This is a genomic window from Streptomyces sp. NPDC101166, assembly GCF_044768125.1.
Classification (GTDB): domain Bacteria; phylum Actinomycetota; class Actinomycetes; order Streptomycetales; family Streptomycetaceae; genus Streptomyces.
Genome location: NZ_JBIWPF010000006.1, coordinates 351,877 through 372,097 on the forward strand (window position 1 = coordinate 351,877; position 20,221 = coordinate 372,097).

A 20,221-nucleotide genomic window follows, 5' to 3' on the forward strand; every position below is an offset into this window, starting at 1 on the left:
CCTTGACCCATGCCCGAAGGTGACACGGTCTGGCAGGCCGCGCGGCGACTGCACGGGGCCCTCGCCGGCAAGACGCTGACCCGCTCCGACCTGCGGGTGCCCAAGCACGCCACCGCCGACCTCACCGGACGCGCCGTCCTGGACGTCACCGCGCGCGGCAAGCACCTCCTCACCCGCGTCGAGGGCGGCCTGACGCTCCACTCGCACCTGCGGATGGACGGCTCCTGGAGGGTGTACACGAACGACCAGCGCTGGACCGGCGGCCCGGGACACCAGATCCGGGCGATCCTCGGCACCGAGGACCGCACGGCCGTCGGCTACCGCCTCCCGGTCCTCGAACTGCTGCGCACGGCCGACGAGGAGCGAGCCGTGGGACACCTCGGCCCGGACCTGCTGGGTCCCGACTGGGACCCCGAGCGGGCGCTCGCCAATCTTCTCGCCGACCCCGCCCGCCCCCTCGGCGAGGCCCTCCTCGACCAGCGCAACCTCGCCGGCATCGGCAATGTCTACAAGTGCGAGCTCTGCTTTCTCCTCGGCGTCAGCCCCTGGCTCCCCGCAGGCGCGCTCCCCGCCGACCGCGCCGCGAAGCTGCCCGCCCTGGCCAAGCGGCTCCTGGAGGTCAACCGTGACCGCCCCGTCCGCGCCACGACGGGCCGGCGCGGCCAGGACCTCTTCGTCTACGGCCGCGCGCACCGCCCCTGCCTGCGCTGCGGAACCCCGGTCCGCCTCGCCGACCAGGGCGACGGCTCCCGTGAGCGTCCGACGTACTGGTGCCCGTCCTGCCAGCCCGGCCCGGCCCCCGCCCCGGGGTCACCGGCCGCCCGCCGTATCCGCCCCCGCACCGGTAATTGACGACCCGTCAGAAACTCTCGTACGGTCCCTTCATGGCCGTGAAGGCGTACGACCTCACCGGACGCACCGCATTCGTCACCGGCGCCGCCGGCGGCATCGGCCGGGCCTGCGCCGTGCTGCTCGCCGAGGCCGGCGCGCTCGTCCACGGCGCTGACCGCGACGCCACGGGCCTGCACGAGACGGCGGCCCTCATCAAGGACCGGGGCGGCATCGCCCGCACCCACCTTCTCGACGTCACCGAGCACGCCCAGGTCCGGCAGGCGGTCGAGTCCTGCGGGCGCCTGGACGTCATGGCCGCCGTCGCCGGGATCATGCACAGCAGTCCCGTCCTGGACACCCGCGAGGAGGACCTCGACCGGGTGCTCGACGTCAACTTCAAGGGCGTGCTGTACGCCTGCCAGGAAGCCGCCCGTCTGATGATCTCGAACGGTACGAGGGGCAGCATCGTCACCATGGCCTCGGGCGCCGTGGACACCGGCGGCCCCGGGCTCCTGTGCTACGGGGTCGCCAAGGCCGCCGTGGTCCAGCTCACCAAGACCCTGGCGACCGAGGTCGGCCGGCACGGCATCCGCGTCAACGCCGTCGCCCCGGGGTGGATCCGCACACCCATGACCGACCGCCACGACCCCGGCGCACAGGAGCGCACGGAGGCGCTCATGTCGCGCATGTCACCGCTGGGCCGGGTCGGTGAACCGGACGAGATCGCTCACGCCGTACTGCACCTGGCCTCGGACGCGTCGTCCTTCACCACGGGCCAGATCCTCCGCCCGAACGGCGGGGTCGCGATGCCCTGGTAGCTCCCGGGAAGGACGCACGAAGCCGGGGCGCGAGCGAAACTCCGCGACCCGTCTCCCCTCCTCACAGCCACCTCACCGCACCCCCCGCCAAGCGGCCTTCCACCGCCCCACAGCCACCGCGCCCGCCGCCCGCCCCCTGGCCGCGCAGTGCACCGGCAGCAGGCTCAGCCCCCACCCGCCGGCGACGACGGCGCCTTCCACCACTCCCGCGTCCGGGCTGACCGCGAGCCGCAGCACGGCCCACCACCACAGCGCGCCCAGTCCCAGAGCGGCCCCGCGCCGGGCTATCACGCAGACTCCGCCCGGCAGAGACGGGAACACTTCACGACGTCGCTCATCGGCACCTCCGGTGGTCAGCCCCGCACAGCCGCTCCCCCGTCCAGCCCCTCCACGATGACCGCCGCGCCCGACCCCGGCAAACGGACCCGCCCCCCGCCCACCCAACGGACGGCCGCCCCCGGGCATGCAGAAAGGGCATGCAAAAACCCCGACCGCACTCCCCGGGTCGCCCCGGAGCACCCCGGCCGGGGCCTCCACAATGTCGTCGTCCTGTGCCGTGCTCGTCATGCGCCCCGCAGCCCGGACGGGCAGGTCAGGCGGCGACCACGTCCACAGCTTCGGCGGGCGCCTTGATGGTCACCCGCTCCGGTGGCACACCGGTCACCGACACGGAACCCAGCATCGGGCGAACCGGCGTGGGCACGGGCTCGCTGGGGGTGGCGGCGGCAGACTGGGCCAGCTCGGCGAGGGCGAGCTCGTCGCTCACTTCCCGCATGAGCTCGGACATCCGTACGTCCAACGCGTCGCAGATGGCGGAGAGCAGCTCGGAGGAAGCCTCCTTCTGCCCCCGCTCCACCTCGGAGAGATAGCCGAGTGAGACTCGGGCGGACGAGGAGACTTCGCGCAGAGTACGGCCCTGGCGCTGGCGCTGCCGACGCAGCACGTCACCCAGCAGGCGACGGAGCAGAATCATCGGTGGCTCCCTCCTCGGACCGCGTAGCCGCATCCTTCACGCCCCACCGTACCGCCTCGCGCTGCGGCCGTGCGGGGAGCGATGTCGTGTTCACTCAGGGCTGCAAACATCAAAACCCCCCGTTCTGTTCCGTATCCTGTGCCCGCTCATTCCCGGAATGTTCGTCCGCAAGCGCCCTCAGAAGCACGGTGAGTACGCTCCGTACACTCTCTCTACGAATTTCCGCACGGCTGCCGTTCAACCGCAGCGCCTCCACTTTTCCGCCAGAGGCAGAACCAGGCCCCGCCCCGAACGGCCCGTCCACCGCCACGAAGACCGTGCCGACGGGTTGGCCGTCCTGCGGATCGGGGCCGGCCACGCCAGTGGTGGCGATGCCCCAGTCGGCGCCCAGGGCCTTGCGCACGCCGGCCGCCATCTGGGCCGCGACCTGCGGGTCCACGGCTCCGCGGGCGGCCAGCAGGCCGGCGTCGACGCCGAGCAGTTCCTGCTTGAGACCGGTCGCGTAGGCGGTGACCGATCCGCGGAAGGCCCGGGAGGCGCCGGGGACCGCGGTGATCTCCGCCGCGACCAGTCCACCCGTGAGCGATTCGGCCACGGCCAGCGTCTCACCCCTCACGGTGAGTAGTCGCAGCACATCGGCGGCCGGGGAACTCAACGCTGCGTCTCCTCCAGTGCCGCCTTGCGTTCGGCGAGGCCCTGCCGGCGCAGCACGACGGCCTGCCGCACGTAGTCCAGTCCGGTCACCACCGTCAGCACGACCGCGGCGCCCATCACCCAGAATCTGAGGGTGGCCAGCCATCCCGTCAGCGCCAGTACGTACATCCCGACGGCCACGCCCTGGGTGAGCGTCTTGAGCTTGCCGCCGCGGCTGGCGGGGATGACGCCGTACCGGATGACGAGGAACCGCATCAGGGTGATGCCGAGCTCCCGGCCGAGGATCACGCCCGTCACCCACCACGGCAGGTCACCGAGGGCGGACAGGCAGATCAGGGCCGCCCCCATGATGGCCTTGTCGGCGATGGGGTCGGCGATCTTCCCGAAGTCGGTGACGAGGTTGTAGGTCCGCGCCAGGTGCCCGTCGAACAGGTCGGTGATCATGGCGATGGCGAAGGCGGCCCAGGCGAGCGAGCGCCAGGCCGGGTCGTAGCCGCCGTCGGCGAGCATCAGGGCGACGAAGCCGGGCACCAGGAGCAGCCGGAGCATCGTCAGCATGTTGGCGATGTTCCACACGCTCGCCTGGTTGACGGCCGCGGCGGCCAGTTTGGCGCCGCGCGCGGGCCGCAGGGTGCCCTGCTCGTCGGGGGCGGCGCCGGTCACGTCGGCCCCGATCTCCGCGGCCGGACCCTCCGCGCCCATGGCGACGGGCGCGGGGGCGGGCCTCGCGGCCGGCCCCTTCGCCTGCGAGGAGCCTCCTGCCGCCGACGCCGGGACACCCGTCATCTGGCTGCCTCCTCACTACACCCGATCGAGCCCGTGAGGGGCTCGGCCACCAGGTCGACGCCTTCCGTGCCGACCACCTTCGCCTCGACCATACGGCCGACGGCCAGTCCCTCGCCCGATGTGAGCAGCACCTGGCCGTCGGTCTCCGGCGCCTGGTGCTCGCCCCGGCCGTGGACGCCCTCGTCGTCCAGCGACTCCACGAGCACGCGCACGGTCTCCCCGACCCGCTCCTCGGCCCGCTGCGAGACGAGTTCCTCGGCGAGCCGGGAGACCCGGGCGAGCCGCTCGGCGACGACGTCCTCGTCGAGCTTGTTCTCGTAGGTGGCGGCCTCGGTACCTTCCTCGTCGGAGTAGCCGAAGACGCCGATGGCGTCCAGCCGCGCGTGGTTCAGGAACCGCTCCAGCTCCGCGAGGTCGGCCTCGGACTCGCCGGGGAAGCCGACGATGAAGTTGGAGCGCACACCGGCCTGGGGCGCCTTGGCGCGGATGGTGTCGAGCAGTTCCAGGAAGCGGTCGGTGTCGCCGAAGCGGCGCATCGCGCGCAGCACGCCGGGCGCGGAGTGCTGGAAGGACAGGTCGAAGTACGGGGCGACCTTCGGGGTGGAGGTCAGCACGTCGATGAGGCCGGGCCGCATCTCGGCGGGCTGGAGGTAGCTGACCCGCACCCGCTCGATGCCGTCGACGTCGGCGAGGTCGGGCAGCAGGGACTCCAGCAGGCGGATGTCGCCGAGGTCCTTGCCGTAGGAGGTGTTGTTCTCGGAGACCAGCATGATCTCCTTGACGCCCTGCTCGGCCAGCCAGCGCGTCTCGTTCAGCACGTCGCTCGGGCGGCGCGAGATGAAGGAGCCGCGGAAGGACGGGATGGCGCAGAAGGTGCAGCGCCGGTCGCAGCCGGAGGCGAGCTTGACCGAGGCGACCGGAGTGCCGTCGAGACGGCGGCGCAGGGGCGCGCGCGGCCCGGAGACCGGGGCGACGCCCTCGGGCAGGTCGGCCGGGGCGCCGTGCCCGGGCAGGGCGACGTCCGGGGCGGACTGCCGCTCGGCAGGGCTGATCGGCAGCAGCTTGCGCCGGTCGCGCGGGGTGTGGGCGGCGTGGACGCCGCCGCTCAGGATGGTCTGGAGGCGGTCGGAGATGTCGGCGTAGTCGTCGAATCCGAGCACGCCGTCGGCCTCGGGCAGGGCCTCGGCGAGGTCCTTGCCGTACCGCTCGGCCATGCAGCCCACGGCCACGACGGCCTGCGTTCTGCCGTGCCCCTTGAGGTCGTTGGCCTCCAGCAGGGCGTCCACGGAGTCCTTCTTGGCGGCGTCGACGAAGCCGCAGGTGTTGACGACGGCGACGTCCGCGTCCTCGGCGTCCTCCACGAGTTGCCAGCCGTCCGCCTCCAAACGGCCTGCGAGCTCCTCCGAGTCCACCTCGTTACGGGCGCAGCCAAGGGTGACGAGTGCGACGGTACGGCGTTCAGGCATGGGCTCAAGACTACTTCGTCCGGCTGACACCCCCGCCCGACGGGGTTGGCGATCCGCGCCGACCCCGTACGCACTCGTGTCACCGCTCAGCCGGCCTGCGGATCGCCCTTGGTGTACGTCAGCCGCTCCACCGCGCCGGGCTGGAAGTCGTCGTCGATCTTCTTGCCGTTGACGTACAGCTGGATCGCGCCGGCGTCGCCGAGGACCAGGTTGATCTTCTCGCTGTCCTGGAAGGTCTTGGAGTCGCCCTTCTTGAGCAGCCCGTCGAACAGCATCCGGCCGTTGTGGTCCTTGGCGTAGATCCAGCTCTTGCCGTCGGTGGCGCTGACCTGGACGGTCACCTTGTCCTGGGGCGCGGCGGCGATGGCGCTGTCGGAGGGGGCGGGCTTCACGGGGGCGGGCTTGTCCGACTTCGGGGTCGGGGTGGCGGGCGCGCTGCTGGACGGGGCGGTGCCGTCGGCGACGTCCTTCGTCCCCTCGTCGCCGCCCTTGAACGCGGTGAAGCCGACGAAGCCGATCACCGCGACGATCGCGGCGACCATGGCGGCGGTCCAGTTCGGGCCGCGCCGCTCGGGGCGGATGCGTTCCGCCTCGAACAGGGGGGCGGCCGGGGTGGGCGCCGGACGGCCGCCGTACAGGGCGTCGAACTGTTCCATCAGCGGGGCGGGATCCAGGCGCACGGCGCGCGCGATGCTGCGGATGTGCCCGCGCGCGTAGACGTCACCGCCGCAGGGGGCGAAGTCGTCCGCCTCGATGGCGCGCACGATGGCGATCCGGACCCGGGTGGCGGTGCTGACGTCGTCGACGGTGAGGCCGGCGGCGACGCGCGCCTGTCGCAGGGTTCGGCCGATGGAGGGGCGGGCTTCCTCGGAGGCGTCTTCGAACGGACGCTCGTCTTGAGGGGAGTTGCCGATGGACACGGGGGCGCCTTTCGAGCGTGTAGCCGCCTGTGCTGGAGGTTCAGTGTAGGGGGGGTGCGAAAGGGAGGGGCAACCGGGCGGTAGCACTTTGTACGCCATCGGAATGGCCGGACACGCCGATGACGGGCAAGACGTGAATCCCGAGGTCGGAACCCTCGCCTGTCTCGCTCAACTTGACGTACGCCGAGGGGAAACGGTTGCGCGTCGCTCGCTAACGGGTGAGTCACGGACGGCCTCCCTCCCCGCGGGAAACGCCTACCCTTCAGACTCCCCACGGATCACCGCGAGCACGCCGTCCAACTCGTCGGGTTTCACAAGAACGTCACGTGCTTTCGATCCTTCGCTCGGCCCGACGATGTTGCGCGACTCCATCAGGTCCATCAGCCGGCCCGCCTTGGCGAAGCCGACGCGCAGCTTGCGCTGGAGCATGGACGTCGATCCGAACTGCGTGGACACCACCAGCTCCGCGGCCTGGCACAGCAGGTCCAGGTCGTCGCCGATGTCCTCGTCGATCTCCTTCTTCTGCTTGGAGCCGACGGTGACGTCCTCCCGGAAGACGGGCGCCATCTGGTCCTTGCAGTGCTGCACGACGGCCGCGACCTCGGCCTCGGTGACGAACGCGCCCTGCATACGGGTCGGCTTGCTGGCCCCCATCGGCAGGAACAGCCCGTCGCCCTTGCCGATGAGCTTCTCCGCGCCGGGCTGGTCGAGAATCACCCGCGAGTCGGCGAGCGAGGAGGTGGCGAAGGCGAGCCGGGAGGGCACGTTCGCCTTGATCAGACCGGTGACGACGTCGACGGAGGGCCGCTGGGTGGCGAGCACCAGGTGGATGCCTGCCGCACGCGCGAGCTGGGTGATCCGCACGATCGCGTCCTCGACGTCGCGCGGGGCGACCATCATCAGGTCCGCGAGCTCGTCGACGATCACCAACAGGTACGGGTAGGGCTGGAGCTCGCGCTCGCTGCCCTCGGGCGGCTTGACCTTGCCCTCGCGGACGGCGCGGTTGAAGTCGTCGATGTGCCGGAAGCCGTACGCCGCCAGGTCGTCGTAGCGGAGGTCCATCTCGCGTACGACCCACTGGAGGGCCTCGGCGGCCCGCTTGGGGTTGGTGATGATCGGCGTGATCAGGTGCGGGATGCCCTCGTAGGCGGTCAGTTCGACCCGCTTGGGGTCGACGAGGATCATCCGGACGTCCTCCGGGGTCGCCCGCATCATGATCGACGTGATCAGGCAGTTGATGCAGGACGACTTGCCGGAGCCCGTGGCGCCGGCGACCAGCATGTGCGGCATCTTCGCCAGTGAGTGCATGACGTAGCCGCCCTCGACGTCCTTGCCGAAGGCGACCAGCATCGGGTCGTCGTCCTCCGCGGACTCCGCGAGCCGCAGCACGTCGCCGAGGTTGACCATCTCGCGGTCGGTGTTGGGGATCTCGATGCCGACGGCGGACTTGCCGGGGATCGGCGAGATGATTCGCACGTCGGGGCTGGCGACGGCGTACGCGATGTTCTTCGTCAGCGCGGTGATCCGCTCGACCTTGACGGCGGGGCCGAGCTCCACCTCGTAGCGTGTGACCGTCGGACCGCGGGTGAAGCCGGTGACGGCCGCGTCGACCTTGAACTCGGTGAACACGGTCGTCAACGCGGCCACTATGGCGTCGTTGGCCGCGCTGCGCGCCTTGCCCGGCCCTCCGCGCGTGAGGAGGTCGAGCGCGGGCAGGGCGTAGGTGATGTCCCCGGACAGCTGGAGCTGCTCGGCGCGCGACGGCAGGTCGCGCGGCGTCTCGGGGGCCGCCTTGGTCAGGTCGGGGACCGGCCCCGACGTGTCCTTGCCACCCCGCGCGGCGCGTGCGGCGGGCGGGGCGGGCGCGGCAGGCTGGGGAACGGGCGTCGGCGTGGTGGGTTCTCGATCGCCCGTCCGCACGCCTTGCGTGAGGTCGGCGACGGTCCGGGAGGGCGGCATGCCGTGCAGCACGGCGCCGTCGAGGTCGGCCGCCGCGGCCGCGGCGATGTCCACGGCGTCGAGCCGCCGGTCCATCGCCGGCTGCGGCACCGCCGAACGCCGAGGCCGGCCGCGCCGCCGGCCGAGCGCCTCCTCCTCCTCGGCGACGTCGGCGTCGTACGCCTGCGGGCCGCCCGCGCGTCCGCGGGAGCGGGCGGGAAGCGCCTCGCGCCACTGGTCGTCGTAGCGCTCGTCGTCGTCCGCGAGGTCGCCGTACTCGTCGTAGCCGCCCGCGGGGTCGTGCAGCACGCCCAGGCGCACGCCGAGCTGCCGCAGCCGCTGCGGGACGGCGTTGACGGGCGTGGCGGTGACGACCAGCAGTCCGAAGACGGTGAGCAGCACCAGCAGCGGCACGGCGAGGACGTCGCCCATGGCGTACGTCAGCGGGGTGGCCGCGCCCCAGCCGATGAGGCCGCCGGCGTCCCTTATGGCCTGCATGCCGTCGCTGCGGGCGGGCGCGCCGCACGCGATGTGGACCTGGCCGAGCACGCCGATGACGAGCGCCGACAGGCCGATCACGATGCGGCCGTTGGCCTCGGGCTGCTCGGGGTGCCGGATGAGCCGGACGGCGATGACCGCGAAGAGGATCGGAGCGAGCAGGTCCAGACGCCCGAAGGAGCCGGTCACGAGGATCTCGACGAGATCGCCGACCGGGCCGCGCAGATCCGCCCAGGTGCCCGCGGCGACGATCAGCGCGATGCCGAGCAGCAGCAGCGCGACGCCGTCCTTGCGGTGGGCGGGGTCGAGGTTCCTGGCGCCGGTCCCTATGCCGCGGAACACCGCGCCCACGGCGTGCGCCAGGCCCAGCCACAGGGCGCGCACCAGCCGGTACACGCCTCCCGTGGGGCTGGGTGCCGGCTTGGGCGCCACCTTCTTCGCCACGGCCTTCCTGGCGGGTGCCTTCTTCGCGGGCGCCCGCTTGGCCGGAGGCTTCTTCGCGGCGGCCTTCTTCGCCGGAGCCTTCGCGGGAGCGGCCGCCTTCCTGGCGGGCTGCTTCTTGGCTGCGGAGGGACGTGAGGCCATGGTGTGAGATTACCGGTGGAGACGGAAGGCGACACGTGTGCCCACCGCTTCACCCGTTCGTGTCGCCCCGGCGAAGGCGCGAAACTGACGCCCGCTCACGCGCAACTCCCGGAGCGGCACGCGTCAGTTCCTGTCAGCTCTGCGACGGCACCGACGCCGTGCCGCTGCCCGTGCCCGGCTCCAGCGCGTCCAGCGCCCGCCGCAGACCGGTGAGTTTGCGCTCCAGGTGCGCCGCCGTGGCCACCGCCGCCGCGTCCGCCGACTCGTCGTCGAGCTGCTTGGACAGCGCCTCGGCCTGCTCCTCGACCGCCGCGAGCCGCGCGGACAGCTCGGCGAGCAGCCCGGCAGACTCCTTGCCGCCCACAGCCGGCTTGCCGCCGCCCTCCAACTGGAGCCGCAGCAGCGCCGCCTGCTCACGCAGCTGGCAGTTCTTCATGTACAGCTCGACGAACACGGACACCTTCGCCCGCAGCACCCACGGGTCGAACGGCTTGGAGATGTAGTCCACCGCGCCCGCCGCGTACCCGCGGAAGGTGTGGTGGGGGCCGTGGTTGATCGCCGTGAGGAAGATGATCGGGATGTCCCGCGTCCGCTCTCTGCGTTTGATGTGCGCGGCCGTCTCGAAACCGTCCATTCCCGGCATCTGGACGTCCAGCAGAATGACCGCGAAGTCGTCCGTCAGCAGTGCTTTCAGCGCCTCTTCCCCGGACGATGCCCGCACCAGCGTCTGATCGAGCGCCGAGAGGATCGCCTCCAGCGCCAGCAGATTCTCCGGCCGGTCATCGACCAGGAGGATCTTGGCCTTCTGCACCATGGCCCGCCCTCCTCGCCCCGGCAGTGCACCGGGCGCCGCCCCTGGGGACGACTCCTTTGCGCCGCCCTTCCTTGTGCCGGTCATGGTAGCTGCACCCCGACCGTCGCCACACCCTGTCACCGTGATGTCACTCAGCACGTAGCAGGAACGCGGCACGAGACCAGAAGGTTCCCCGAATCCCGCACCGCTACACGACTTCGGACACCCTGAGTCAGCAACTTCTCGCGCCGCCGCATGGTTCCCGTCACTCCTCCCGCATCCACTGCTCCATCACCGACAGCAGATGATCGGGGTCGACCGGCTTGGTGACGTAGTCCGAGGCGCCCGACTCGATCGCCTTCTCCCGGTCGCCCTTCATCGCCTTCGCCGTCAGCGCCACGATCGGCAGCCCGGAGAACTGCGGCATCCGCCGGATCGCCGTGGTCGTCGCGTACCCGTCCATCTCCGGCATCATGATGTCCATCAGCACGACCGCCACATCGTCGTGCTGCTCCAGCACCTCGATGCCCTCACGGCCGTTCTCCGCGTACAGCACCGACAGACCGTGCTGCTCCAGCACACTGGTCAGCGCGAACACGTTGCGGATGTCGTCGTCGACGATCAGCACCTTCTCACCGCCGAACCGGATGCCCCGGTGCGTGTGCCGCGTCGTCTCCTGCCCCACGGGCGCCCACTGCTCGGGCCGCCCGACCTGAGGCTCGCCGCCCGCAACCGTCCGGCGCCGCCGCCGGAACAGCGCCGCCGGCCCGTTCTGCGCATCCTGGTACGACTTCACCTCGGCCGGCGTCTCGACCTCCGCGTCGGACAGCTCCGCGGGCTCCGCCGGCCGGTTCTCCGACGCCACCAGATCGCCCGCCTCCAGCGCGGGCACCACCTGCTGGTAGCCCTGCGGCGGCAACTCGCTCGGGTGCAGCGGCAGGTACAGCGTGAACGTCGACCCGCGGCCCGGCTCACTCTGCGCGTAGATCTCACCGCCGAGCAGCTGCGCGATCTCCCGCGAGATGGACAACCCCAGACCCGTACCGCCGTACTTGCGGCTGGTCGTGCCGTCCGCCTGCTTGAACGCCTCGAAGATCACCCGCATCTTGCCGCCCGCGATCCCGATGCCGGTGTCCGTCACCGAGAACGCGATCAGCGGCGCGTCCGCGTCGGTCAGCGACCCCGTCTCCAGCAACTGCTCCCGGATCGCCATCGGCACATCCCCGCCGGCCGGCCGGATGACCAGCTCCACCGACCCGGAGTCGGTGAACTTCACCGCGTTCGACAACAGGTTGCGCAGCACCTGCAACAGCCGCTGCTCGTCCGTGTGCAGCGTCGCCGGCAGCTCCGGCGACACCCGCACCGACAAATCCAGGCCCTTCTCCGCCGTCAGCGGACGGAAGGTCGCCTCCACGTAGTCGACGAGCTGGACCAGCGCGATCCGCGTCGGGGAGACGTCCATCTTGCCCGCCTCCACCTTCGACAGGTCGAGGATGTCGTTGATCAGCTGCAGCAGGTCCGAGCCCGCCCCGTGGATCGTCTCGGCGAACTCGACCTGCTTCGGCGTCAGGTTGGTGTCCGCGTTGTCCGCGAGCAGCTTGGCCAGGATCAGCAGCGAGTTGAGCGGCGTGCGCAGCTCGTGCGACATGTTGGCGAGGAACTCGCTCTTGTAGCGCATCGACACCGCGAGCTGCTCGGCGCGCTCCTCCAGGACCTGACGCGCCTCCTCGATCTCGGTGTTCTTCACCTCGATGTCCCGGTTCTGCCGGGCCAGCAGCTCGGCCTTCTCCTCCAGCTCGGCGTTGGACGCCTGGAGGGCCTTCTGCCGCTGCTCCAACTCCGCCGAACGCTCCCGCAGTTGCTCGGTCAGCTCCTGCGACTGCTTCAGCAGCTGCTCCGTCTTGGTGTTGACGGAGATCGTGTTGACGCTGGTCGCGATCATCTCGGCGAGCTGGTTGAGGAAGTCCTTCTGGATCTGCGTGAACGGCGTGAACGACGCCAGCTCGATCACACCGAGTACCTGACCCTCGAACAGCACCGGAAGCACGATCACCTGCGCGGGCGGCGCCTCGCCGAGCCCCGAGGAGATCTTCAGATAGCCGCTCGGGGCGTTCTCGACGAGAATCGTGCGCTTCTCCTCGGCGGCCGTCCCCACCAGCGCCTCACCCGGCCGGAACGAACTCGGCATGGAGCCCATCGAGTACCCGTACGAACCCAGCATCCGCAGCTCGTACTGGTCGCCGCCGCCGTCGCCCGACGGCATCGCCAGGAAGAACGCGCCGTGCTGGGCGGCCACCAGCGGCGGCAGCTCACTCATGATCAGCGAAGCCACGTCCTCCAGATCGCGCCGCCCCTGCATCAGGGCCGACACACGCGCGAGGTTGCCCTTGAGCCAGTCCTGCTCCTTGTTGGCGATCGTGGTGTCGCGCAGATTGGCGATCATCTTGTTGATGTAGTCCTGAAGCTCCTGGATCTCCCCGGACGCGTCCACGTCGATCTTCAGGTTCAGGTCACCGCGGGTCACCGCCGTCGCCACGCGCGCGATGGCACGCACCTGCCGGGTCAGGTTCCCGGCCATCTCGTTCACCGACTCGGTGAGGTCGCGCCAGGTGCCGTCGACGTCACGCACGCGTGCCTGACCGCCGAGCTGCCCCTCGGTGCCCACCTCGCGGGCCACCCTCGTGACCTCCTCCGCGAAGGACGACAGCTGGTCGACCATCGTGTTGATGGTCGTCTTCAGCTCGAGGATCTCCCCGCGCGCATCGATGTCGATCTTCTTCGTCAGGTCGCCCTTGGCGATGGCCGTCGTCACCATGGCGATGTTGCGCACCTGACCCGTCAGGTTGGACGCCATGCCGTTCACCGAGTCGGTGAGGTCCTTCCACGTGCCCGCCACACCCGGCACATGCGCCTGACCGCCCAGAATGCCGTCCGTGCCCACCTCACGGGCCACCTTGGTGACCTGCTCGGCGAACGAGCTCAGCGTCTTCACCATCGTGTTGAAGGTGTCGGCGAGCTGCTGCACCTCGCCGCGCGCCTCGATCGTCACCGTCCGCGTCAGATCGCCGTTGGCGACGGCCGCCGCGACCTGCGAGATGTTACGCACCTGCATGGTCAGGTTCTTCGCCATCAGGTTGACGTTGTCGCTCAGGTCCTTCCAGATGCCCACCACGCCCGGCACATGCGCCTGACCGCCCAGAATGCCCTCCGTGCCCACCTCACGGGCCACCCGGGTCACCTGCTCGGCGAACGACGACAGCTGGTCCACCATCGTGTTGACGGTCGTCACCAGCTCGAGGATCTCGCCCTTGGCGTCGACGGTGATCTTCTTCGACAGGTCGCCCTTGGCGACCGCCGTGGTGACCTCGGCGATGTTGCGCACCTGGATCGTCAGGTTGTTCGCCATGAAGTTCACCGACTGCGTGAGGTCCTTCCAGGTGCCGGAGACACCCTGCACCTCGGCCTGACCGCCGAGGATGCCCTCCGTGCCCACCTCACGGGCCACCCGCGTGACCTCCTCGGCGAACGACGACAGCTGGTCCACCATCGTGTTCAGGGTGTTCTTCAGCTCCAGGATCTCCCCGCGCGCGTCCACGGTGATCTTCTGGGACAGGTCACCCCGGGCCACCGCCGTGGCCACCTGGGCGATGTTGCGCACCTGACCGGTCAGGTTGGACGCCATGCCGTTCACGGAGTCCGTCAGATCACGCCACACCCCGGCGACACCGGGCACCTGCGCCTGACCGCCGAGGCGGCCCTCCGTGCCCACCTCACGCGCCACCCGGGTCACCTGGTCGGCGAAGGCCGACAGCTGGTCCACCATCGTGTTGATGGTGTTCTTCAGCTCCAGGATCTCCCCGCGCGCGTCCACGTCGATCTTCTGCGACAGGTCGCCCCGGGCCACCGCCGTCGTCACCTGGGCGATCTGCCGCACCTGGGAGGTGAGGTTGCCGGCCATGAAGTTGACGGAGTCCGTGAGCTCCTTCCACGTCCCCGACACCCCGTCCACACGGGCCTGACCGCCGAGCCGGCCCTCCGTGCCCACGTCCCGGGCCATCCGCGTCACCTGGTCCGCGAACGACGACAGCTGGTCCACCATCGTGTTCACGGTGTTCTTCAGCTGCGCCATCTCACCGGACACGTCCACGGTGACCTTCTGCGACAGATCACCGTTGGCCACCGCCGTCGTCACCTGGGCGATGTTCCTCACCTGCCCGGTGAGGTTGCGGAACGCCGTGTTGACGGAGTCCGTCAGGTCCTTCCACGTCCCCGCCGCACCCGACACCTGCGCCTGGCCGCCCAGCTCGCCCTCGACACCGATCTCCCGCGCCACGCGCGTCACCTCGGCGCCGAACGCCGACAGCTGATCCACCATCCCGTTGACGGTGTTCTTCAGCTCCAGCATCTCGCCGGCCACGTCCACCGTGACCTTCTGCGACAGATCACCGTTGGCCACCGCCGTCGTCACCGCGGCGATGTCCCTCACCTGTGTGGTCAGATTCCGGAACACCGTGTTGACGGAGTCCGTCAGGTCCTTCCACGTCCCCGCCGCACCCGGCACGTTCGCCTGACCGCCCAGCTGCCCCGCCGCACCGACCTCGTTCGCCACCCGCGTGACCTCGTCCGCGAAGATCCGCAGCGTCTCGGTCATCTGGTTGATCGTCTCGGCGAGCTGCGCGACCTCACCCCGCGCCGGCACGGTCACCTTCCGCGACAGGTCGCCGTTCGCGACCGCCGTCGTCACCTCGGCGATCCCCCGCACCTGGGCCGTGAGGTTCCCGGCCATGGTGTTCACGGAATCCGTCAGTTCTTTCCACACACCGTCGACGCCGGACACCTGCGCCTGGCCGCCCAGGATGCCCTCGGTGCCCACCTCACGAGCCACCCGCGTCACCTCGGACGAGAACGCGGACAGCTGGTCGACCATCGTGTTGACGGTCTTCTTCAGCTCCAGCATCTCGCCTTCGACATGCACGGTGACCTTGCGTGACAGATCGCCCTTGGCCACCGCCGTCGTCACCAGCGCGATGTCCCGCACCTGCGCCGTCAGCCGCTCCGCCATCGTGTTGACGGACTCCGTGAGGTCCTTCCACGAGCCGGACATACCGCGCACCTGGGCCTGACCGCCCAGCTTGCCCTCGGTGCCCACCTCACTGGCCACACGCGTGACCTCGTCGGTGAACGTCGACAACTGGTCCACCAGGTTGTTGACGGTCCGCCCGACCTTCAGGAACTCACCGCGCAACGGATGCCCGGCGCCCTCGGAGGTGTGCGCCCGCAGCTCCATCCGCGGCGACAGATCACCCTCGGCCACCGCCGACAGGACCCGCCCGACCTCCGAGACAGGCCGCACCAGGTCGTCCACCAGCGCGTTCGAGTTGTCGATGGCCGTCGCCCAGGACCCCTCGGAGGCGCCCGTCTCCAGCCGCTCCGTGAGCTTTCCCTCACGTCCCACCACACGCCGCACCCGCGCCAGCTCACCCGTGAGGTGGAGATTGCGGTCGGCCACCTCGTTGAAGACCGCCGCGATCTCCGACATCACGCCGTCGCCGGACACCGTGAGCCGCTTGCGGAAGTTCCCGTCCCGCATCGACACCAACGCCCCGAGCAACCGGTGCAGGGCCGCCGTGTCCACCTCGGTGGTACCCGTCCGCGGTGTGCGCTGCCTGTTCAGGGACTGTCCGCCTTTCGCGCGCGCTTTCGTGCCCCGCGTCGCTGCGCCAGACTCCACTTGTCCCTCCCGCAGGGATCGACCGTCTTACTGCCCGATGTAACCAGGCAGGCCCGAGGGGGCTGCTGCCCGCCGTACACACAAGACACCCAGTCTGCCCGGACCTTCACAAGAAGCTTGCCCAGTGTTTCACCCTCACCGAACCAGGCCATAACAGTTCGGCAGCTTCGCACACGGTCCGCACACGCCGGGGGCGGAAACACCGGCGACCGGCATCCGTACGGACGGGGAAGGTAAGTAACCTTGCATGCGGCTGTCCAGCCGCACCGGTCCGTCCGGCCTGGGCGGTGGCACGAGATCGAGCGGGCATCGGAGGGGCGGCCGCACACATGACCACCGGACTGATCCCGGGGGCGCAGCCCCCGGACCCCCGGCCGACGGGCACGCTGCCACAGCAGCGGCACGAGCCGGACACCCGGGCAGCCCTGCACGTCGACAACCGGCCGAGGAGTTCTGTGATCACCGCGCGCGCGGCCGCCAGTTTCGAGCCCGTCGGACGATCCGTCGCGACCGCCCGCTCGTTCGTCCGCGACACCCTCCAGGGCTGGGGATACGCCGACATCGTCGACGACGCCGTGGTCCTCACCAGCGAACTGGTGACCAACGCCGTCGTCCACGCGGGCACCCACGCCGACGTCCTGTGCCTGCGCACCGAGGACGGCATCCGCGTGGAGGTCTCCGACCGCTATCCCGAGCGCGAGATCCCCCTCCAGGGCTCCCCGTCCACCATGGGCAGCCCCGACCGCGAAGGCGGGCGAGGCCTCCAGCTGTGCGCGGCGATCGCCGGCCGCTGGGGCGTCGACTACACACCGACCCACAAGCAGGTCTGGTTCCAACTCGATCTCCCCGACCGCCCCGTGGGCACCCGCGCCGCAGGCCCCTGCCTCCCCTCCGAGCTCCTCCCCCTCACCGACAGCCGGGTCCGCGTCGCCGTCGTCCAGATCGACCGCACCGGCGCCATCTCCGCCTGGAACGAGGACGCGGAGGAACTCTTCGGCTACCCGGCCGACCAGGTCACCGGCAAACCCCTCACCGACCTCGCCGCCTGGCCCCACACCCCCGGCACCAGCACCGGCATCGTCGAGGCGCTCCAACTCTCCCGCTGGGAGGGCAGCTACGGCATCCGCGCCGCCGACGGCCGCGTCACCCCCGTCTACGCCTCACACCTGCGCGTCCGCGACAACGACGGCGACCCCTCCACCGTCTGCCTCCTCGTCCGCGACCACGAACGCGCTGTGCTGCAGACCCCCTTGCGCCTGCCCGCCTCCGACGCGACGTCCAACGCCGACGGCTCGAGCTCCGACCCCTTCGAGGTGTTCATCGGCTCCCCGGCCCCGGACGACCTCGACGGCCTCCTCCAGCGCACGGTCGAACGCGCCCGCGACATGCTCGACGGCGACTCCGCCTTCCTCCTGCTGGCCACCGACGACGAGACGGAATTGGAGGTCCGCGCCTCCACCGGCCTGCCCTCCGCCCGCCAGCGCTTCGCGCGCGTGCCCGTCGAAGCGGGCCCCGGCCGCTACGGCTCCGCCCGCATGCCGGCCGTCCACGAGGACCTCCTCTCCGTCCCCGGAGCCGTACCCCTGCTCAGCGGCACGGGCATGCGCTCGGTGGTCACGGTCCCGCTGAAGGTCGAGGGCCGCCTCACCGGCTCCCTCGGCGTCGCCGCCGAAGGCCCCGGCAGATACTCCAACGAGGAGGCGCTGCGGCTGCAGTTCGCCGCGGACCGCATCGCGCTGGCCGTCGAGTCGGCCCGCCTCGGCGAACTGGAACGCCTGCGCCGAGGCTCCCTCAGCTTCCTCGTCGAGGCCTCCGACCTCCTGGCCGGCACCCTCGACCGCGACCAGACCCTCGCCCTGATGGCCCAGATGACGGTCCCGACCCTGGCCACCTGGTGCGCGGTCTACACGATCGCCGACCAGGCCTCCGACCCCTACCTGTCGTACGTCCTGCACGAGGACGAGGAACTCATCGACGGCATCAAGTCGTTGCTCTCGAAGGTCGCCCCGCCGGACCCTGTCCCCACCCCCGGCGCCCGTGTCTGGTCCGCCCCCGGCGAGGCCGCGCACGAGGCGGCGCTGCGCAGCTCCATGCGCAGCCTCGGCCTGTCCGGCGGCCCCGCCCACCAGCAGGTCACCTCGGGCATCGGCCCCACCCTCGCCACGGCGTCGGCGGTGGGCGGCGAGACCGTCGTCCTCCCTCTCGTCGCCCGCAACCGCGTCATCGGCATGCTCACCCTCGGCAAGCCCGCCGACGAGCACTTCCGCCAGGAGATCCTCGAACTGGCCGAGGACCTGAGCCGCCGCGCCGCCCTCGCCCTCGACAACGCCCGCCTCTACTCCGAGCGCACCGCCATCAGCCAGGCCCTCCAGCGCAGCCTGCTCCCCCCGGAGCTCCCGGAGATCGACGGCGTCGAGGTGGAGGTCATCTACCGCGCGGCCGGCGAGGGCAACGAGGTCGGCGGCGACTTCTACGACCTCTTCCCGATCAGCGACGGCGCGTACGGCTTCGCGATCGGCGACGTCTGCGGCACCGGTCCCAACGCGGCGGCGGTGACCGGCCTGGCCCGCCACGCCCTGCGCCTGCTCGCCCGGGAGGGCCTCAGCGGCCCGGCGGTCCTGGAGCGTCTGAACTCCGCGATCCTCGACGAGGGGGCCCGCAGCCGCTTCCTCACCCTCCTCTACGGCGAGATGCGCCCGCAGGACGACGGCAGCGCCGAGCTGAAGGTGGTCTGCGCCGGCCACCCCCTCCCCCTGCGCCTGCGTCAGGACGGCACCGTCGAGCCGGCCGCCGAACCGCAGCCGCTGCTCGGCGTCATGGACGACCTGGAGCTCTACGAGCAGACGGTGACACTCGATCCGGGCGATGTCCTGCTCTGCGTCACGGACGGCGTCACCGAGCGCCGCGAGGGCACCCGCATGCTGGGCGACGACGGTCTCGCCGACGTTCTCACCACCTGCACGGGCCTGACGGCCGGCGCGGTCGCGGCCCGCATCATGCGCGCGGTGGAACGCTTCGCTTCGGACGCCCCGTCCGACGACATGGCGATTCTTGCCATGCGCGTCACCTGAAAGGCACGCACAACGCAAAGAAGGCCCCCGCCCGAAAGGGCGGGGGCCTTCTTTTGTGGAGCCCCCTAACGGAATCGAACCGTTGACCTTCTCCTTACCATGGAGACGCTCTGCCGACTGAGCTAAGGGGGCTGGTCACTTTTCGAGGTTTCCCTCGCGGCAACAGAACAGATCGTACCCCGAACTTGCCGGTGTTCCCAAACTCGTTCAGAAGGCGGGTTGGAGCAGTCCGCCGAGCGCGTTGCAGGCGGACACCACGCGCTGCATGTCCCTTCTGGTGAGCAAGGCGTCAACGGGCAGAGCAAGCGTCTCGTCGGCGGCCAGCTCGGTCTGAGGCAGTGTGACGCAGCGCCGGAACTCGGGCAGTCGGTGCAGCGGAGTCTTCACCGGCACCCGGCAGTCCACTCCGCGTGCCCGCAGGGCCCTGGCGAACGCGTCCCGGTCAGGCCGGCCGTTCCCCGGCACCCGCACCACGTACTGCTGGTAGGCGTGCCCGTCCGCGCGGTCGGGCGTCCGCACCCCACGCAGCCGTGCGTCGAGGTAAGCGGCCCGCTCCCTGCGCTGTGCCACCTCGTCGTACGACGCCTCGGTCTCGCCTCTTTCGAGCACCAACAGCCCGTGCCGTCGGCCCAGTTCGTGCAGCCGCGCGAGATCGGCCGGCCGCCCGAAGCGGTGCACGACGACGACGGCCGTGGTCCGCGTGGTCATGACGGCTTCGACGGCGGCCGGATCCAGGCAGTACGTCTTCGGGTCGATGTCCGCGAAGACGGGCAGCGCACCCACCCGGGTCACCGCTTCGGCTATGTCGACGTTCCCGAAGGCCGGCACGATGACCTCGTCACCGATTCCGACGCCCGCGGCCCTGAGGAGTGCAGCAGTACCCATGTGCTGGATGCTGGACGCGCAGCGTGAACGTCAAGTGACGGAGAACAAAAAAGGGTTGGGCCCTGAACCGAAGTTCAGGGCCCAACCCTTTGAATGATTGTTCGGCGGCGTCCTACTCTCCCACAGGGTCCCCCCTGCAGTACCATCGGCGCTGTGAGGCTTAGCTTCCGGGTTCGAAATGTAACCGGGCGTTTCCCTCACGCTATAACCACCGAAACACTATGAAACTGTTTCAGCCGCACCACGCTGTGGCAGCGTGGGGCCGTTCGTGG

At 70.5% G+C, this 20,221-nt stretch carries 13 protein-coding genes, 1 tRNA gene and 1 rRNA gene; 3 read left to right on the plus strand and 12 right to left on the minus strand.

Going from position 1 to position 20,221, the window contains the following annotated elements:
• The first annotated feature begins 9 nt into the window (after window positions 1–9).
• On the plus strand, window positions 10–852 hold the full coding sequence (locus tag ACIRS4_RS14280; protein ID WP_404194695.1) for an Fpg/Nei family DNA glycosylase: 843 nt from the start codon (window positions 10–12) through the stop codon (window positions 850–852).
• 32 nt (window positions 853–884) lie between these two features.
• A complete protein-coding gene (locus ACIRS4_RS14285) occupies window positions 885–1,649 on the plus strand; it encodes an SDR family NAD(P)-dependent oxidoreductase (RefSeq protein ID WP_404194698.1) in 765 nt (254 codons plus the stop codon).
• 72 nt (window positions 1,650–1,721) lie between these two features.
• Here the strand turns inward: ACIRS4_RS14285 and ACIRS4_RS14290 are convergent, their stop codons facing one another.
• From ACIRS4_RS14290 to ACIRS4_RS14330, 9 genes are all read right to left on the minus strand, one after another.
• Window positions 1,722–1,940, minus strand: a complete 219-nt coding sequence (locus tag ACIRS4_RS14290; protein WP_404194700.1) for a hypothetical protein — start codon at window positions 1,938–1,940, stop codon at window positions 1,722–1,724.
• Between the two features lie 301 nt (window positions 1,941–2,241).
• Window positions 2,242–2,622, minus strand: coding sequence for a helix-turn-helix domain-containing protein (locus ACIRS4_RS14295; RefSeq protein WP_003993396.1), 381 nt, complete (start codon window positions 2,620–2,622; stop codon window positions 2,242–2,244).
• A gap of 109 nt (window positions 2,623–2,731) precedes the next feature.
• Window positions 2,732–3,277, minus strand: coding sequence for a CinA family protein (locus tag ACIRS4_RS14300; protein WP_404194703.1), 546 nt, complete (start codon window positions 3,275–3,277; stop codon window positions 2,732–2,734).
• Window positions 3,274–4,062: a CDP-diacylglycerol--glycerol-3-phosphate 3-phosphatidyltransferase gene (gene pgsA, locus ACIRS4_RS14305; RefSeq protein WP_404194706.1), complete on the minus strand. Its 789-nt coding sequence runs from the start codon at window positions 4,060–4,062 to the stop codon at window positions 3,274–3,276. Before pgsA ends, ACIRS4_RS14300 begins: the two co-directional genes overlap by 4 nt.
• Window positions 4,059–5,528 (minus strand): 30S ribosomal protein S12 methylthiotransferase RimO, encoded by a 1,470-nt coding sequence (gene rimO / locus ACIRS4_RS14310; RefSeq protein ID WP_404194709.1) that lies wholly within the window; start codon window positions 5,526–5,528, stop codon window positions 4,059–4,061. Before rimO ends, pgsA begins: the two co-directional genes overlap by 4 nt.
• 86 nt (window positions 5,529–5,614) lie before the next feature.
• The gene (locus tag ACIRS4_RS14315) at window positions 5,615–6,448 is read right to left on the minus strand and encodes a helix-turn-helix domain-containing protein (protein ID WP_404194712.1); all 834 of its coding nucleotides are present in this window, start codon (window positions 6,446–6,448) and stop codon (window positions 5,615–5,617) included.
• A 255-nt stretch (window positions 6,449–6,703) separates the two neighbouring features.
• Window positions 6,704–9,469, minus strand: coding sequence for a DNA translocase FtsK (locus ACIRS4_RS14320; RefSeq protein WP_404194714.1), 2,766 nt, complete (start codon window positions 9,467–9,469; stop codon window positions 6,704–6,706).
• A 133-nt stretch (window positions 9,470–9,602) separates the two neighbouring features.
• Window positions 9,603–10,283, minus strand: coding sequence for a two-component system response regulator (locus ACIRS4_RS14325; RefSeq protein ID WP_130438271.1), 681 nt, complete (start codon window positions 10,281–10,283; stop codon window positions 9,603–9,605).
• A 244-nt stretch (window positions 10,284–10,527) separates the two neighbouring features.
• On the minus strand, window positions 10,528–15,993 hold the full coding sequence (locus ACIRS4_RS14330; protein WP_404194717.1) for a HAMP domain-containing protein: 5,466 nt from the start codon (window positions 15,991–15,993) through the stop codon (window positions 10,528–10,530).
• A gap of 329 nt (window positions 15,994–16,322) precedes the next feature.
• Here ACIRS4_RS14330 and ACIRS4_RS14335 point away from each other — a divergent pair, with 329 nt between their 5' ends.
• Window positions 16,323–19,064 (plus strand): SpoIIE family protein phosphatase, encoded by a 2,742-nt coding sequence (locus tag ACIRS4_RS14335; RefSeq protein WP_404194720.1) that lies wholly within the window; start codon window positions 16,323–16,325, stop codon window positions 19,062–19,064.
• Between the two features lie 56 nt (window positions 19,065–19,120).
• On the opposite strand, the gene ACIRS4_RS14340 is transcribed toward ACIRS4_RS14335, so the two are convergent.
• The 3 genes from ACIRS4_RS14340 to rrf all read right to left on the minus strand — a co-directional run bounded on the left by ACIRS4_RS14340 (window position 19,121) and on the right by rrf (window position 20,165).
• Window positions 19,121–19,196 (minus strand) — tRNA-Thr (locus ACIRS4_RS14340).
• Window positions 19,197–19,271: 75 nt separating this feature from the next.
• The gene (locus ACIRS4_RS14345) at window positions 19,272–19,949 is read right to left on the minus strand and encodes a DegT/DnrJ/EryC1/StrS family aminotransferase (protein ID WP_404194722.1); all 678 of its coding nucleotides are present in this window, start codon (window positions 19,947–19,949) and stop codon (window positions 19,272–19,274) included.
• A gap of 99 nt (window positions 19,950–20,048) precedes the next feature.
• A 5S ribosomal RNA gene (gene rrf, locus ACIRS4_RS14350) occupies window positions 20,049–20,165 on the minus strand.
• Between the last annotated feature and the right edge of the window lie 56 nt (window positions 20,166–20,221).